18 protein-coding genes are annotated in these 16,143 nt (G+C 33.7%); 5 read left to right on the top strand and 13 right to left on the bottom strand.

All coding sequences use genetic code 11. The features are described 5' to 3' along the window. Nucleotides 1-44: 44 nt before the first annotated feature. From dapB to htpG, 6 genes are all read right to left on the bottom strand, one after another. Nucleotides 45-758, bottom strand: a complete 714-nt coding sequence (gene dapB, locus N4A45_10085) for a 4-hydroxy-tetrahydrodipicolinate reductase (protein ID MCT4665570.1) — start codon at nt 756-758, stop codon at nt 45-47. Then, nucleotides 755-1,279: a DUF5683 domain-containing protein gene (locus tag N4A45_10090; protein ID MCT4665571.1), complete on the bottom strand. Its 525-nt coding sequence runs from the start codon at nt 1,277-1,279 to the stop codon at nt 755-757. Before N4A45_10090 ends, dapB begins: the two co-directional genes overlap by 4 nt. Then, a complete protein-coding gene (locus N4A45_10095) occupies nt 1,276-2,217 on the bottom strand; it encodes a ParB/RepB/Spo0J family partition protein (GenBank protein MCT4665572.1) in 942 nt (313 codons plus the stop codon). Before N4A45_10095 ends, N4A45_10090 begins: the two co-directional genes overlap by 4 nt. Continuing rightward, nucleotides 2,207-2,974, bottom strand: coding sequence for an AAA family ATPase (locus tag N4A45_10100; protein ID MCT4665573.1), 768 nt, complete (start codon nt 2,972-2,974; stop codon nt 2,207-2,209). The genes N4A45_10095 and N4A45_10100 overlap by 11 nt, the downstream gene beginning before the upstream one ends. 262 nt (nt 2,975-3,236) lie before the next feature. Further along, nucleotides 3,237-4,043 carry an NYN domain-containing protein gene (locus tag N4A45_10105; protein ID MCT4665574.1) on the bottom strand — a complete coding sequence of 269 codons (807 nt, stop codon included), beginning with the start codon at nt 4,041-4,043 and terminating at the stop codon, nt 3,237-3,239. Between the two features lie 157 nt (nt 4,044-4,200). Next, a complete protein-coding gene (gene htpG / locus N4A45_10110) occupies nt 4,201-6,063 on the bottom strand; it encodes a molecular chaperone HtpG (protein MCT4665575.1) in 1,863 nt (620 codons plus the stop codon). A 224-nt stretch (nt 6,064-6,287) separates the two neighbouring features. Between htpG and N4A45_10115 the strand changes: the two genes are divergently transcribed. Beyond that, entirely contained in the window at nt 6,288-6,683 is a 396-nt protein-coding gene (locus N4A45_10115; protein MCT4665576.1) for a VOC family protein, read from the top strand. A gap of 82 nt (nt 6,684-6,765) precedes the next feature. On the opposite strand, the gene N4A45_10120 is transcribed toward N4A45_10115, so the two are convergent. Continuing rightward, nucleotides 6,766-7,704, bottom strand: a complete 939-nt coding sequence (locus N4A45_10120) for a tRNA pseudouridine(38-40) synthase TruA (protein ID MCT4665577.1) — start codon at nt 7,702-7,704, stop codon at nt 6,766-6,768. Between the two features lie 57 nt (nt 7,705-7,761). Here N4A45_10120 and bshB1 point away from each other — a divergent pair, with 57 nt between their 5' ends. Then, nucleotides 7,762-8,478 carry a bacillithiol biosynthesis deacetylase BshB1 gene (gene bshB1, locus N4A45_10125; GenBank protein ID MCT4665578.1) on the top strand — a complete coding sequence of 239 codons (717 nt, stop codon included), beginning with the start codon at nt 7,762-7,764 and terminating at the stop codon, nt 8,476-8,478. Between the two features lie 66 nt (nt 8,479-8,544). Further along, on the top strand, nt 8,545-9,162 hold the full coding sequence (gene msrA / locus N4A45_10130) for a peptide-methionine (S)-S-oxide reductase MsrA (GenBank protein ID MCT4665579.1): 618 nt from the start codon (nt 8,545-8,547) through the stop codon (nt 9,160-9,162). A 38-nt stretch (nt 9,163-9,200) separates the two neighbouring features. On the opposite strand, the gene N4A45_10135 is transcribed toward msrA, so the two are convergent. The 3 genes from N4A45_10135 to N4A45_10145 form a co-directional block, all read right to left on the bottom strand. Continuing rightward, nucleotides 9,201-9,800 (bottom strand): DUF3575 domain-containing protein, encoded by a 600-nt coding sequence (locus tag N4A45_10135; protein MCT4665580.1) that lies wholly within the window; start codon nt 9,798-9,800, stop codon nt 9,201-9,203. Between the two features lie 158 nt (nt 9,801-9,958). Then, nucleotides 9,959-10,987 carry an o-succinylbenzoate synthase gene (locus N4A45_10140; GenBank protein ID MCT4665581.1) on the bottom strand — a complete coding sequence of 343 codons (1,029 nt, stop codon included), beginning with the start codon at nt 10,985-10,987 and terminating at the stop codon, nt 9,959-9,961. A gap of 134 nt (nt 10,988-11,121) precedes the next feature. After that, nucleotides 11,122-11,511 (bottom strand): DUF302 domain-containing protein, encoded by a 390-nt coding sequence (locus tag N4A45_10145; protein ID MCT4665582.1) that lies wholly within the window; start codon nt 11,509-11,511, stop codon nt 11,122-11,124. Between the two features lie 187 nt (nt 11,512-11,698). On the opposite strand from N4A45_10145, the gene N4A45_10150 reads away from it, so the two are divergent. Further along, nucleotides 11,699-12,436 (top strand): T9SS type A sorting domain-containing protein, encoded by a 738-nt coding sequence (locus tag N4A45_10150; GenBank protein ID MCT4665583.1) that lies wholly within the window; start codon nt 11,699-11,701, stop codon nt 12,434-12,436. A gap of 46 nt (nt 12,437-12,482) precedes the next feature. Here the strand turns inward: N4A45_10150 and N4A45_10155 are convergent, their stop codons facing one another. Genes N4A45_10155 through accC form a run of 3 tightly spaced genes read right to left on the bottom strand, consistent with a single transcriptional unit; the run spans nt 12,483 to nt 15,353 of the window. Next, complete coding sequence (locus tag N4A45_10155; protein MCT4665584.1) at nt 12,483-13,217, bottom strand: 1-acyl-sn-glycerol-3-phosphate acyltransferase; 735 nt, start codon at nt 13,215-13,217, stop codon at nt 12,483-12,485. Further along, nucleotides 13,210-13,893 carry a DUF4294 domain-containing protein gene (locus N4A45_10160; GenBank protein MCT4665585.1) on the bottom strand — a complete coding sequence of 228 codons (684 nt, stop codon included), beginning with the start codon at nt 13,891-13,893 and terminating at the stop codon, nt 13,210-13,212. Before N4A45_10160 ends, N4A45_10155 begins: the two co-directional genes overlap by 8 nt. After that, the gene (gene accC / locus N4A45_10165; GenBank protein ID MCT4665586.1) at nt 13,872-15,353 is read right to left on the bottom strand and encodes an acetyl-CoA carboxylase biotin carboxylase subunit; all 1,482 of its coding nucleotides are present in this window, start codon (nt 15,351-15,353) and stop codon (nt 13,872-13,874) included. Before accC ends, N4A45_10160 begins: the two co-directional genes overlap by 22 nt. A gap of 343 nt (nt 15,354-15,696) precedes the next feature. Between accC and N4A45_10170 the strand changes: the two genes are divergently transcribed. Then, the coding region (locus N4A45_10170) for an Rpn family recombination-promoting nuclease/putative transposase (GenBank protein MCT4665587.1) at nt 15,697-16,143 on the top strand (447 nt) is incomplete at its 3' end.

The following is a 16,143-nucleotide window of genomic DNA, read 5'->3' on the forward strand; positions in this document are numbered from 1 at the left end:
TAAAAGTTCTTTCTTTAAGAAAATTGCGGTTGTTTAACCAATATTTAGTCAAAAAGAACATCTTTCATTTGGAAGATTCCTTTTTTGTCTTTTATCCATTCTGAGGCAATTACGGCTCCTAATGCAAAGCCTTGCCTATTGATCGCTCTATGCTTGATTTCTATCTGATCAATTTCATTTTCATAATTAATGATATGCGTTCCAGGCACCTCTCCTGTTCTTTCCACATCTATCCACAATTTTTCTGTTTCTTTTTCATTTAAACTCCATTGTTGATATTTGGATTGTTCTTCCATTATTTGCTCCGCAAGTGTAATGGCCGTTCCACTGGGTTTATCGAGTTTGTGAATATGGTGAATTTCTTTGGTTTTAATGTCGTAACTGGGATAGTTTGACATCAATTTTGCGAGTTGTTTATTGATCTCAAAAAAGATATTTACTCCTAAACTAAAATTGGAAGCATAGAGAAATGCACCACCATTTTGTTTACAAATTTCTTCTACTTGGGTTTTATTTTCAAGCCATCCTGTAGTTCCTGAAATTGTAGGAATTCCTTTTTCTTGCATCAAGATATTAAGTTCAAAAGCAGTATCAGGCACAGAGAAATCTATTGCGACATCTGTATTTTCTTTTGAAATTTTTTGAGTTTCTTCAATATTTGAAGAACCTATTGCAAAAGAAATTTCATGACCACGGGATTTTGCAATTTCCTCAATGGCTTTTCCCATTCTTCCGTATCCTAAAAGAGCTATTTTCATTTTGAGTATAAGTTTAGCGAGAGTCCCACATAGGTTTGGTTTTCCTGCGGAATGACTATTGGTGTTATCAGAAGACTTAAATCATCATCAACATCAAAATCAAACATATTCGCATCAATATAGGCATCTAGAACCTGTAAACCATATAATCCTGCGGTAATCATAATGTTTATATCACGATCATTTCTGTTGTCTTGTGTAAAAGAAAGTAAGGTTTTGGTGTTGTATTTTCCTTTGAATGGATCATCTTTACCATCTTGCCTAAGTTGATAGGCATCTCGATAAGTTTTATATCGATCATTATACTGGATAGCAAGATAAGTTGTTGTACCCATAGCTCCATAAATTAAAGGTACTTTCCACCATTTCTTATTATAAATCTGCCCAGCACCTGGCAAAGCCACGGATAATAAGGTAGCTTTTTTTATTGAGTGTTTCTTGGGTGTTTCTTTTTGTTTTTCTTGAGCAAGGATACTCTGAAAACCAAAAACAAACATCAAAATTAGGAATACTCCTCTCATTTTTTATCTATTAACTCCAAGATTCTTTTTAAATCTTCTTCGCTGACAAAGTTAATGGATATTTTCCCGCTTCCTTTATCATTAAAAGAAATTGCGGTTTTGGTTCCAAAATGAGCACCAAGTTCTGAGGACTCATTTTTCCATTTTTTAGAGAGTTCTGCTCCTTTTTTAGGTACTTTAGGAAGTGTTTTATTTACTGATGTGTCTTTTTTAAATTCCTTCACCATCTCTTCCGTCTGTCTTACTGAAAGTGCTTTTTTGATGATTTCTTTATACAAAAGACTTTGGTGCTTTTCATTGTTGATTCCCAAAAGAGCTTTAGCATGCCCAGGGCTAATGATATGATCTCTTAAACCTGCTTGGATCAGTGGCTGAAGTTGTAAAAGTCTCAGAGCATTTGTGATTGTAGAACGTTTTTTTCCCAATCTTTCACTAATTTGTTCTTGAGTTTGTTTACATTCATCCAATAGTCTTTTATAACTTAAGGCAATTTCTATGGGATCTAGTTCTTGCCTTTGGATATTTTCCACAATCGCCATTTCGAGCATTTCTTTGTCGTTTGCCGTACGAACAAATGCTGGAATAGATTCTTTCCCGATCATCTGTGAAGCTCTCAGTCTTCTTTCTCCCGAAATGAGCTGATAGGTATTCATATCGATTTTCCTAACAGTAATAGGCTGAATAACACCTAACTCTTTGATGGATTGACCTAGCTCTTGCAGTCTTTCTTCATCAAAAATGGTTCTTGGCTGATATGGGTTTGTTTGAATTTGAGCAATAGGAATTTCTAAAACATTACTAAATGCTTTATTCTTAAATTTTTTAACAGGAGCATTTCCTCCCTCTTTTTTATCTGCGGGCTTCTTCTTCTCCACTTTATTATCCTGTAACAAAGCTGATAAACCTCGCCCTAAGGCTTTTTTCTTATTATTGCTCATTTTTCTCTATTAACTCTTTAGCCAAATTCATATAGTTGATTGCTCCTTTTGAGCTTGCGTCATACAAGATAATATTTTCTCCGTAACTAGGCGCTTCACTCAATCTTACATTTCTTTGGATGATGGTTTCAAAAACCATTCCGCCAAAATGGGTTTTCACTTCTTCTATCACCATGTTTGACAGTCTTAGGCGTGAATCATACATGGTTAAGAGTAATCCTTCGATGTCTAAATCTGGGTGTACACTGTTTTGCACTCCTTTGATGGTGTTCATTAGTTTTCCAAGACCTTCCAAAGCAAAATACTCACATTGAATAGGAATCAATACAGAATTTGAAGCACAAAGCGCATTTAAAGTAGTTAAACCTAAAGATGGAGCACAGTCTATGATCACATAGTCATAATAATCGCTAATAGGGCTAACTGCTCGTCTTAGCATCAGTTCTCTATCTTCTAAATCTACAAGGTCAAGTTCTGCTGCCACTAAATCCATTGTAGAAGGAACAATATCTACATTGGGACTATTGGTTTCACAAATAATTTCTTGAATAGGTGCCGACTGTGTAATACATTCATAAGTTCCAGCATCTATTTCTTCTGGATTTAAGCCAAATGCACTTGTAGCATTTGCCTGAGAATCGGCATCGATTACAAGGATTTTCTTTTCGAAAACACCAAGAGCAGCGGCTAAATTAACTGCTGTGGTTGTTTTTCCAACTCCACCTTTTTGATTGGCAACTGATATGATCTTTGACATAATTATAGTAGATAGATAGCTTCTTTCTGTATCGCAAAATCTTCCTAAAATTTATTAGCAATCTTTCCTAACAATGATCAAATTCTCTTGAATCATTTATAAACTTAACTAATCATTTTAATGAAGCATTTTACTACGTTCCTCAATTTGCTAAAATACACAATAGCCTCAGTCTATTCGTTAATATTTTGAAAAGTTTTCAACAAAAAAAGCCAATCTTTCAACAAGATTGGCTGGAATTTTTATGCACAAAAAAAAGGATTTACAACACTGCTTTAGCAGAAGTTCCATCCTTTCTGTGAGCTTCTCTACAATCGTAGCAATAATAATAGCTTTCTGTCCAAGTAGTTTCTTCTTCTTTTCCACAGCTATCACAAATACGTACGTTTGCTCTTGTATCATTTTCTCTACATGAAGTACAGTAGAATTCTGGTCCGTGCCAGTTTGTAAGCTCAGAATCTCCACAAGACATACATTCTCTGTAGTGTTCGTTTCTTTCAAGCTTTAAGAAATCAAGATGTTCGTCCAAATATAAATTTGGGAAATCAAAATATCCTGCTTTTGATTGTAACCTAGTATCTAAACTTGTAGAAATTCCTATAAGCAATACTCTTTTACCTAGCATACGCAAACGCGAAACCATTGGTAAATAACTTGGATCACTTACGATAAGAGCCGCTACATCAAAAGTTTGTAATGCACAATTCCCCATTACAGAAGAAGCTAGTGCAATATTTAAAGACTTATCCTTTGGCTTAAACTCAGCATCGTTTTGATAATCAATATCAAAAACTTCTGTTTCAAAATAACAATCTTCTTTTAAGTACTTGTAAAAAGACTTTTGTTTGTTTGAATTGAAATCTGGCTTGTTTACTGGAATTGATCCAAAAAAGTTTGTGCGAACAAGATCTACAGAGTTACCTGCAACCTTCTCAATGTGTTTTTTTACCAATAATGGGATTTTTTTGTAGTCCACATCACTTTGTTCATTATCGAAAGATTCCAATAACAACTTTTTGTTGTGAAACATCCATCCACCATCAATAAAAAGCATGGTTTTAACTGACATAACAGCAAATTTAAAATTATTAATAAACTAGAAATTTGTAAATATAAGTTCTCGTTAAAATAACATTCCTATACCCAATCTATCTTATATTTACTAGAAACTTCTATTGTAAGTGGCACAAAATTACACCTTTCGATGTAATCTTGTGCACATAAACTTAAATATTTCTAAAACTTTGTTTAACAAAGGCGTGTAATTCCTCTCCTGAGAGTAGATTCTTAGAGAGTTTAGCGAGGTTATAAGCTTTTTGAATTAAGGCTATTTTTTGCGTTTCATCCTCTTCATTTAGGATTCTAGCAGAGAGTTCATGATTGGCATTGATTACTAAATTATAGCTATCAGGCATCTCTCCAAACATCATCATACCACCTCCTGTTTGTTGCATTTCTTTCATACGTCGCATTTGTTCCGTTTGCGTGAGCATAAAAGGTGTGGACTGAGAATCTAAACTTTCAATTTGCACGACATAGGTAGTATCTGAAACTACTCCTGTTACCACTTCTTTTAATTGATCCTCTTGCTCTTTTGATAATAATGATGGAATTTCTTCTGTTTTCGGGATCAATTTATCCATTGTATCGGCATCTACACGTGCAAATTTGATTTTTTCACCTTCCGTTTCAATCTTTTGGATAAAATGTGAAGCTATTGGAGAATCTAAAACCACCACCTCATACGCTCTTTCTTTTGCTTGAGCGATATAAGAATGCTGAGCCGTTTTATCGTTGGTATAAAGGATAACCAGATTGTCATCTTTATCCGTTTGATTCGTTTTCACTTTCTCTTTCAGCTCTTCTAGTGTCATATACGAACCTTCTGTGGTTTCAAAAAGGAAGAATTTTTGAGCTTTTTTGTAGAATTTCTCTTCGGTAAGCATACCGTATTCTACAATCATCTTGATATCATTCCATTTTGCTTCAAAACCTTCACGGTCTTTTCTAAATAATTCGTCAAGCTTATCCGCTACTTTTTTGGTAATATGCGAAGAGATTTTCTTTACATTTCCATCTGCTTGAAGATAAGATCTAGATACATTTAATGGAATATCTGGTGAATCTATCACTCCGTGTAGAAATGTCAAAAAGTCTGGTACGATTCCCTCTACGCTATCTGTAACAAATACTTGTCGGCTATACAGTTGGATTTTATTTTTCTGAAGATCCATGTTTTGCTTAACCTTAGGAAAATAAAGAATCCCTGTAAGGTTAAATGGGTAATCCACATTTAGATGAATATGAAACAATGGCTCTTCAAACTGCATAGGATACAGCTCTCTATAAAAATCTTTATAATCTTTATCTTCCAAGCTAGATGGCGACTTCACCCATGCTGGAGTTGGATTATTGATGAAGTTATCTTCGGTAATTTCCTTGGCATCTTCTCCTTCTCCTTCTGTTCTTGTTTGCGTTCCAAATTTGATTGGAATAGGAAGAAACTTACAGTATTTGCTTAATAATTCATTAATTCTATGATCTTCCAAAAACTCAACAGAATCTTCTGCTACATGCATCACTATTTCTGTTCCTCTTTCTGTTTTATCATGATCTTCCATCACAATTTCTGGAGTACCCTCGCAAGACCAATGAACTGCAGGAGCATCTTGAAAAGATTTTGTGAAGATTTCAACTTTGTCAGAAATCATAAAAGAAGAATAGAATCCTAGACCAAAATGACCGATAATTCCTGAATTTTCAGACTCTTCTTCATATTTGTTCATAAAATCTTTTGCCCCAGAAAAAGCTACCTCGTTGATATATTTCTCAACTTCTTCTTTGGTCATTCCTATTCCGTTATCTTTTACGGTAATGGTTTTTGCTTCTTTATCTACAATAAGTTCTACTTGTAAATTTCCTATTTCTCCCACATTTTGTCCTTTTCCTGAAAGGAAATGTAGTTTAGAACAAGCATCTACAGCATTAGAAACTATTTCTCTAATAAAAATATCATGATCCGAATAAAGGAATTTTTTAATGATCGGAAATAAATTTTCCGTGGTTACATTTATTTTTGTTGTTGACATAATCAAGTTTTCTGTTTTTTTCTATTTCGATTTTTACAAGGACAATGCCACGCGCTATTATTTGACATTTTGTCAGATTTCTTTACTCAAGAGAGACTTTCTAATTCGAACCTTCTCCTTTTTTCTTCTCTTTATGCAGATTATATTTATTGGTATATTTAACACTAAAAATAATATTACTCACTAAAATTATCATAAATTAGATCACTAAAAATTAAATCATTATGAAGTATTCTCACACTATTTTTTATGTTGAAAATGTTCAAGAAACTCTTGAGTTTTATCAAAATGCATTAGGTTTTGACGTCAAATTCACTACTCCCGAAAAAGATTATGGAGAAATAAACTCTGGGGAAACCACTTTAGGTTTTGCAAATTTTGAATTGGCGGATTTCAATCTTCCAAAAGGGTATCAAAAAATGAATAAAGACGAATCACCCATAGGAATAGAAATCGCTTTTACATCTGATAATATTGAGGCTGATCTTAAAAAAGCTCAAGAAGCTGGAGCTGAAATATACCAAGAATTAACCGATAAACCTTGGGGACAAAAAGTAGCTTATATTAGAGATAATAATGGGTTTTTGATTGAGATAGGAACCCCTATGGAAGAGGAATAAAAATGGGTTTAAAGTGTGGGGCTAAATTTTAGCAATAATCTATCTACCTCACACTTTAAAGCTTTTTTACTCTTTGATTCTTCTAAAAACTGTCAAAATCATTTACCGCAACATTTTCTACTTTACCATCATGAGTTTTGTATTCCATGGCGTGAAGAAATAAGCCAGAAGCAGGGGCTGGATAGTAGAATTTTTCTTTGTCTTTACCCAAAAGAGATTCTTTTAAATCATCCAATGAGCATTTCCCTTTTCCGAGACGAAATAAAGCCCCCATCATAAAACGAATTTGATATCTAAGAAATCCTTTACTTTTTACGGTGAAAACAAAACTTTTTTTAGGAAAAAAATTCGCTTCAAGGTAGGTGTTTTCTTGTATAGAACAATGGTTTATGGTTCTTACAAACTGTTTAAATTCTGTAGGCTGACTGCAATATTTGCGAAAATCATGAGTTCCCTCAAACAGTTTTGCGCCTTCTTTCATTAATTCAATATCTAGATGCTCCGTTTCAAAGCCCATAAAAGGAGCCGCAAAAGGATGAAATTTTTCTCCAAAAGAAAAAATATAGCGATATTCTTTTTCCACTACATCCAACATCACATTAAACTCTTTATCTACTTCTTGAATTTTGAGTGCTCGAATATCAAATGGTAGATTTTTATTGAAAGCTTCCAAAAAAAGATTCAAATCTTCTATTTCTTGTTCTATAAAAAGCTCAAAAGCATAGAGATTTGAAGATACCATAGCATCAGTTCGTCCTGCTCCCAATGTTTTAAAACGATCTGTTTCGGTCACGAAATTGACAGTTTTTTGTATCATTTCTTGAACCGTTTTTACATCCTTCTGCCAAAACCAACCTCGATACCGAAAACCTAAATATTGGAGATGAATAAGATATAGATATTTCCTTTTTCTCTGCATTCTTTGAATAAGATTTATGCTAAAAGTTAGCATCTTTTTATACGTTTCAAAGCTAGTGAATAAATCGGTTTTTGACATATCTTCTGAAGATACAAAAGGCATTCTTTTTCATATTTTTTCGATAAATTAGGCATCCATTGAACAAAAAAAATCACATTTATGAAAATAGATATTCTTGCTTTCGGAGCACACCCAGATGATGTAGAACTATCGGCATCAGGAACTATGGCAAAGCACCAAAAACTGGGTTACACCACTGGAATAATAGATCTTACCCGAGGAGAACTGGGAACAAGAGGAAGTGCCGAAATCCGAGATCGAGAAGCAAAAAATGCTGCTGAAATACTTAAATTATCTATCCGAGAGAACCTTGAAATGGCTGATGGTTTTTTTGAAATAACACAAGAAAATTTACTCAAAATCGTTCAAAAAATACGACAATATCAACCTGATATTGTTTTATGTAATGCTTTTCAAGATCGTCATCCAGACCATGGACGAGGATCTGAACTGGTATCTAGAGCTTGTTTTTTATCAGGTTTATTGAAAATAGAGACTCAAATTGATCAAAAAAATCAAAAACCATGGAGACCTAAAGCCGTTTATCACTATATTCAATATCAAGACCGAAAACCTGATTTTGTAGTGGACATTAGTGATAGTATCCAAGAGAAAATGCAAAGTATTATGGCTTATGAATCACAATTTTATCAGGCGGGAACTGATGAGCCAGATACACCTATTTCTTCAAAACAATTTCTCAATAGTGTAGAGGCAAGAACCGAAAACTGGGGAAAAGACATTGGCGTTAAAAACGCAGAAGCTTTTGAAATAGAACGATTTATTGGAGTATCCAATTTATTTGATTTAAACTAGGAAGAAATTCTTATGGCATAATTTGTGCTTTTATATTCCTAAAATTTCAAACAAAATACCAAATCAATGTTAAAATCAAAAATACTCTATTTGATTTTTCCACTTTTTATTTACATTTATCCTATAAATGCGCAAAACATGGAAAACTCAAACAAACAAACTGCCACGCTTGGTGCAGGGTGTTTTTGGTGTGTGGAAGCTATTTTCAGCCAGCTGAAAGGGGTCAGTTCAGTAGAATCTGGTTACTCTGGAGGGACAGTAGAAAGTCCTACCTACAAACAAATCTGTGAAGGAAACACAGGGCATGCTGAAGTGGTAAATGTACATTTTTCTGCAGATGAAATTAGTTTTGAAGAAATTCTTGAAATTTTCTTTAAAACCCACAATCCTACCACCCTCAATAGACAAGGAAATGATATTGGAACGCAATATCGTTCTGCCATATTTTATCATTCTGAACAACAAAAGAAAATCGCTCAAGAAATTATTCAAAAGCTTACAAAAGCAGAAGTTTTTAGCAACCCTATTGTTACAGAAATAACACCTTTTGATACTTTTTATGTTGCAGAGAACTATCATCAAGACTACTTTAAACTCAACGGCACAGAGCCATATTGTAATTTTGTGATCAAACCTAAAGTGGAAAAATTTCAAAAGGTTTTTAAAAGTAAACTCAAAAAATAAATCTCGCCGAAGCGAGATTTATTTTTTTATACAAGCTATCAGTATCCTTTTCTCGTTTTCTTCCTACCAATTCGGATACCTAAAGCAATTTTCCCAAAAACAGTTGGAATATCCCCTTTATAATCTGTTGGATGATTTTTATCAATAATCACTCCGTCTTCTTTCCTATATTCGGATAGCTTTGCACCAATTCCTATTGAAAAATCCAACAAGAAGGAGGATTTAGCAACATATTTATACCCCAAGCCTGCACCTAAGCTTATTGTTTCTACTTCTTTTGAGACCAATTTCTTAAATATTAACCACGCTTCTTCTCCATAATTATGCTTATTGACATAGTCATAATCCATAAAGATTGTACCATATGTTCCCGTTCCGTTTATAACAGAAAAATTGGATAAAAAATAATACTTAAAAGACAAGGCATAATAGTGAGCATCATAGAACTTATACGTGCTAGATGTATTGCTATAACCCAAATGAGCCTCCGCACCCATCTTATCATCAAACACAAATTCTGAATAGAGTCTAAATGTTCCATTTGTCAATTTCAAAGGATTAATTCCGACATCAACTTGAGCGCAAGAGGGTAGAGTAAAAATGGTGATCACAATTACCACTAATATACTTACTTTCATTTAGTTACAACTTTAATTCAATAAGGTTATCCATAAATATCTTGAGAATTTTCCTAATTTTATTATTATGCCCAATTCTCAATTAATTAATTAGCCTAAAATACATTATAATCTTAATAGAATCGTTAACTATTTGATATTTAATTTCGAACAAATTGTTAAAGCTCCTCCCAACTTTCATTACCATAATACAAGCGTTCTCCACGAATCTTTAGAGGAGCTTGAATATTGTTACTAAATAGACTTCCTGTACCTAAACCTTGTGGTAGCTTAGGTTTTTTCTGAGAAACCCACTGAGCAATGGCGTTTAAACCAATATTTGATTCTAAGGCAGAAGTAGCCCACCAGTTTATTTTCATTTTTTCTGCAATAGAAATCCATTCATCGGCATCAGAAAAACCACCAAGCAAACTAGGCTTTAGAATTATATAGTGTGGTTGGATGTCCCGAAGGAGTTTTTCTCTTTTATTTGGTTCTCTAACGGCAATCAGTTCTTCATCCAAAGCAATAGGGATAGGTGTATTTTGCACCAAATTTGCCATCTGTTTTATCTGCCCCTGGCGGATAGGTTGTTCTATAGAATGAATATCAAATACAGCTAATTCTTTAAGTTTCCCCAATGCATCATTAGGTAAAAATGCTCCATTGGCATCAACCCGTAGCTCAATTTTATCAGCAGAAAACTCATTCCTTATCGATTCCAAAAGAGCTAATTCTTCTTTCCAATCTATTGCACCAATTTTGAGCTTTACACAGCTAAAACCACTCTGTAGTTTTTGCTCAATCTGTTTTTTCATAGAAGACTTATCGCCCATCCAAATAAGACCGTTGGTGAGAATCCCTTGTTGATTAACGAAAAAATCGTTGGCGAAAAATTCTTTTTCTACTCCAAACTCCAAATCTTGGAAAGCCATCTCAATAGCAAATTTTACCGCAGGAAAATGATTCCATTTTTCCATCAAAAAATCTTTCCCTTCTGCTATTTCATGGCAAATTTCATTAAAAACGGGTTTCAAGTTCTGTTTCCCCTCAATACTTAAATTAGGTAAAATAGAACACTCTCCTATTCCTTTTTTTCCATCTTTTTCGAGAATCAGAAAATATGAGTCTTTGGTGTGGAGAATACCTCTTGAAGTTCCTGCGGGAATTTTGAAGTTTAAGGTTCTTTTGTAAAAACGAGCTTTCATAAGGTAATTTGTTCTCTATTTTGAATAAAAAAATATCCTCTAGTGACATTTTTAACCAAATTAAGGCAAAAAAATCCGAATGAACTTACAAACTTCCATTCGGATTTTTCTTGTTAAGAACTTTTAGAAGTTTCCTATTGTAAATTCTTCAAAACTTCTTGCATCATTTCTCCCACTTCTTTTCCAAAAGATTCTAATTTTGGGTTCTTCACAGATTGCATCAAAGCCATTGGATCGATAATTGAAACTTCTGTCGTTCCATTTTCTTCTTCCACAATTACATTACAAGGTAAAAATGCCCCTATTTTATCTTCTTCCTGAATGGCTTCCCATACAAAATGAGGATTGCAGGCACCCAAAATCTTATATTTTTTAAAATCAACATCCAATTTTTTCTTTAAAGTATCTTGCATATCAATTTCTGTAAGTATTCCAAAACCCACTTTTTTGAGTTCCACAGTTACTTTTTCAATTGCCTCTTCCATCGAAGTATTTTCTAAAACTGTATTAAAATAGTATGACATAATTTGTTTTTTGTTTACAAAATTATTTTGGAAGTTTATTTTAAACCGTAACAATAGACACGAAACACCACACTTGTATAGACAACCTTTACTCGGGAAAATACTCCATTTCAACTAAAAATCTCAATCATTAACATCAAAAATTTCATAAATTGCTGAATGAATTAATTTTAAAACAAAAAAATTTATGAAGAAAATTTTATTATTAGCTTCTTTATGTGTTACAAGTATGACTTTCGCTCAAAAATTTGAGGGTTCTGTAACATTAGGAAACAACGATGAGATGGAAGTAATGATTTCACTAGATCAATCTACTTCTAAAGCAACTTTTACCGTAACTGGAGACACCGCATCTTGGTTTGGTTTAGGAGTTGGAACTACAAATATGCAAGGTTATGCCATTATGCATAATGTGGTGGATAAAGCAAACGGAGATGCTCGTGAGTACAAAATGTCTGGAAACACGGCACCTGCAGAACAAGCCTCACAAGATCTTTCTCAAACTTCTAAAACGGTAAATGGAAGTAAGGTAACTTTTGTTTACACAAGAGATTTTGACACCAGTGATGGAGATGACTATACTTTTGATGTAACAAAATTGACGATTCCTTTATCTTATGCCATTGCTAATGGAAATACTTTTGATTACCATGGAAATGGAAATAGAGGAGCGAGTCAAATTGTTCTTAAAAACATTGGATTAGATGAAATAAATAATCAGTTTGAGATTCTTATTAACACTAATTTCGCTTCGATTTCTGAAAATACAGATGCAAACTGGAATGTTTTTGACATGACTGGTAAAAATGTATTGGAAGTAAGAAATGTGAACCAAATAAACTTCTCAGACCTTAAAACTGGTTTTTATATCTTAAAAGCAGATGTTCAAGGTACAATCAATACAAGAAAGCTTTATATTAAGTAATAAAAATATACAAGCCAATATTTATAAAACGACTACTCTACTAGGATTAGTCGTTTTTTGCTTTTAGCTCTTTATGTAAACAATCAAAAGATTCTTGCATCAAAGCTCTAACTTCTTTTCCTTGTGCCGAAATCTCCTCTAAAACACATACTTTTAGATAGCCGGGCTTAATTGCAAAACCTTTTGCACTAGGATTTATTTTATGAGCATTATGAATAGCAAACGGCCATATTGCTGTTTCTGTTTCTACTGCTACAGAGAAGCCTCCTTTTTTAAAAGGATGTAATATTTTATCGTAGTTATGAATTCCTCCTTCTGGAAAAATCATTAGAGAACTTCCACTTCTCACGAGTTTATGAATATTTTCTAAACTCCTTTTTCTAGCAGTAGGACTACTTCTATCCACGGGTATATGCCCTAATCTTCCCATAAAATACCCGATAACTGGCCAAGAAAATATTTCCTGTTTGGCAATAAAACGTGTTTTAGGAGAAATGATCATAAAAGCAACAATGATATCTAAATAAGATCGGTGATTGGCGATATAAACAAACTGCTTACTTTTTGATTTTTTTCTACTTTTATTTTTCACAACCGTTATAATTCCCACACAAAGCAACAAAGCTCTTGCAAGATGACGGATAAAAATATTTGCAAAATTTCTTGATTGATCTGTTTTAGGAAGTAAAATAATGGCAATGAGTGGTAAAAATAGAATTCCAAATATGACCCCTACAACAATCACCCAATATTTCCAGACGGCATAAAAAAATCTATTCATTTCTTTTTTTGATTTTCACAAGTTGATAAGGACTTAATTTAGATTCTTCTATTAAATCGTCATTTATGGCTTTTTGAATAATCATCTCAATGAGTTGATCATTACGATCAGACTCAGGTTGATATTCCGCCTTCATATCAATACTATAAAACCCTGCAAAAGTTTGCCACATTCTTGCTTTAAAACCCGAGTTATACTCCTTAACCAAATCATAAGCAGTTATTTGTAGGTTTCTATGCAAGAGTTTAATCAAAATTCGACCCTCAGATCTTTTAAGCTTTTTGAGTTCTTTTCCAAAAGTTTTTTTGATCCACTTCATCTGTTTCTTTACCTTACGCTTTTTCTTCCGCTTGCATTTTTCTTGCTCCATTTCTTCATGGATAGAAACATATTGCTTACTTGCTTCTAAGGCATAGGGATACACTTTCAGAACTTTTTTCCTTAGTCGATAATAAGCTCTTCTATCCTGTGGGGAAAGTGGAGTATAATCAAAAAGCTCTACCTCAGAAAGGTAATTTATGTAAATAGTATCTTCATCGGTCACAATGGCATCTAAATAGATATCATCGGGATCCGTGAAAACCTTATTGGTATCTTGAGCTTTGGAAATGAATGTTCCAAAGCTCAAGAATATCAAAAAAATGTATTGGAAAACTATTTTCTGTTTATTTTCCATTTAGAAATTGTTTCTCCATTTGATTTAGAAATAGCTTGTACTGAGTTCTCAGCAATTTTCATTCCAGCTACTAGTGCTGCTATTTCCATTTCATTCTCTTGCTGATAAGCATCAAGCATTTGTGGTTCAAAATGATTTTTTACAAAATGCGTGTCAAAGTTTCCACTTTTAAACGCCTCATGGTCCATTACAAATTTTGCAAAATCCATGGTGGTTTGAACTCCCACAATCTCATAATCTCCAATCGCTTCTTTCATTTTGGCTATTGCCGATTCTCTATCTTCTGCAAAAGCAATGAGTTTAGAAATCATTGGATCATAATAAATCGGAATTTTCATTCCTTCTTCAAATCCATCATCCACACGAACCCCAGGTCCAAATGGTCTTTTATACTTTTTTAATACTCCGATATCTGGAGCAAAATTATTTTTAGCGTCCTCAGCATACACACGAACTTCTATAGCATGACCTCTCATAACCACATCTTCCTGCTTAAAGCGAAGCTTCTCTCCTCTTGCCACACGAATTTGTTCTTTTACTAAGTCGATATCTGTAATCATCTCCGTAACTGGATGTTCTACTTGCAAACGAGTATTCATCTCCAAGAAATAGAAAGTTTCGGGACCATCTAATAAGAACTCCACTGTTCCCACTCCTTTATATTGGCAAGAGCGTGCAACATCTTTTGCACATTCTCCCATTTTCTCTCTCATTTCTGGAGACAAAACAGCTGAAGGCGCTTCTTCTATTACTTTTTGATACCTTCTTTGTACAGAACATTCTCTCTCAAAAAGGTGAATGACATTTCCATGATCATCCGCCAATACTTGAATTTCAATATGACGTGGCGAAGCAACATATTTTTCGATAAAAACAGAACCATCTCCAAAAGATGATTGTGCTTCACTCATCGCAAGTTGAATTTGCTCCTTTAACTCTTCAGCTTTTTCTACTACTCGCATTCCCTTACCTCCACCACCGGCAGCGGCTTTCACAAGAATCGGGAAACCTATTTCTACTGCAATTTTAGCGGCTTCATCAAGGTCTGTTAGTGCTTCATCTGTTCCTGGCACCATTGGAATATTGTATTCTTTTACGGTAGCTTTTGCAGCAAGCTTGTTTCCCATGAGTCTCATAGAATGAGAACTTGGACCAATAAATGTAATTCCGTGTTTCTCTACTAAATCAGCAAATTCTGCATTTTCAGATAAGAAACCATATCCTGGGTGAATTCCATCAACCCCTAATTCCTTACATACTTCAATGATTTTATCTGATTTTAAATAGGACTCAGAAGAAGGTGCAGGACCGATACAAACGGCCTCATCAGCGTACTTTACATGCAATGACTCTCTATCGGCTTCGGAATATATGGCAACTGTTTTAATTCCCATTTCTTTGGCAGATCGCATCACTCTAAGCGCAATCTCACCTCTATTGGCAACAAGTATTTTTTTCATAAAAAATGATTTTTTTGATCTGAAGAATGCAAGTTAATTAAAATATGTCATCAACTATACTTTCGTGTACTAAATTGATCTACTAGAATGTCTTTTCAAAACTGTCATTTTACGCTATATTTTCTAGTAAATTCTCCCCAAAACACATTTTTCTACAATTTGTGACTCCCTATGTGCATATCAATCTTGGACAAACTTTTGTAGAATACTTTAGGGGAAGTGTAAATACATATCTAAGAAAATTTTCGAAACAGTAATTAACTTTGGATAAGTTCCGTTTTAGGAGTAATTTTGTAAAAGTTTCTTTTAGAGAAGAATAATAAAACAATTAGATTTCAAAAAAATGTCTGGTTTTCAAGAAAAATACATCAATCCATTTACCGATTTTGGTTTCAAGAGATTGTTTGGTGAAGAGCCAAACAAAGATTTGTTATTGGATTTCCTGAATGAATTACTGAAGGAAAACGAAGGACGAATAGTGGAACTGAACTATATGAAGACTGAACATTTGGGTTCTACCCAAATTGACAGAAAGGCCATTTTTGATATCTATTGTGAGAACGAAAAAGGAGAAAAATTTATTGTAGAACTTCAAAAGGCAAAACAAAAATTTTTCAAAGACCGAAGTGTTTTCTATTCTACTTTTCCTATAAGAGAGCAAGCTCCAAAATCTGAGTGGGATTTTGAACTAAAATCTGTTTACACTATCGGGATTCTCGATTTTGTATTTGACAATGATGGCGACACCGAGGAGGAAAAAGAAAAATACCTCCACGAAGTGCAGTTGGTG

The sequence above is a fragment of the Flavobacteriales bacterium genome, from assembly GCA_025210805.1.
Lineage (GTDB): Bacteria > Bacteroidota > Bacteroidia > Flavobacteriales > CAJXXR01 > JAOAQX01.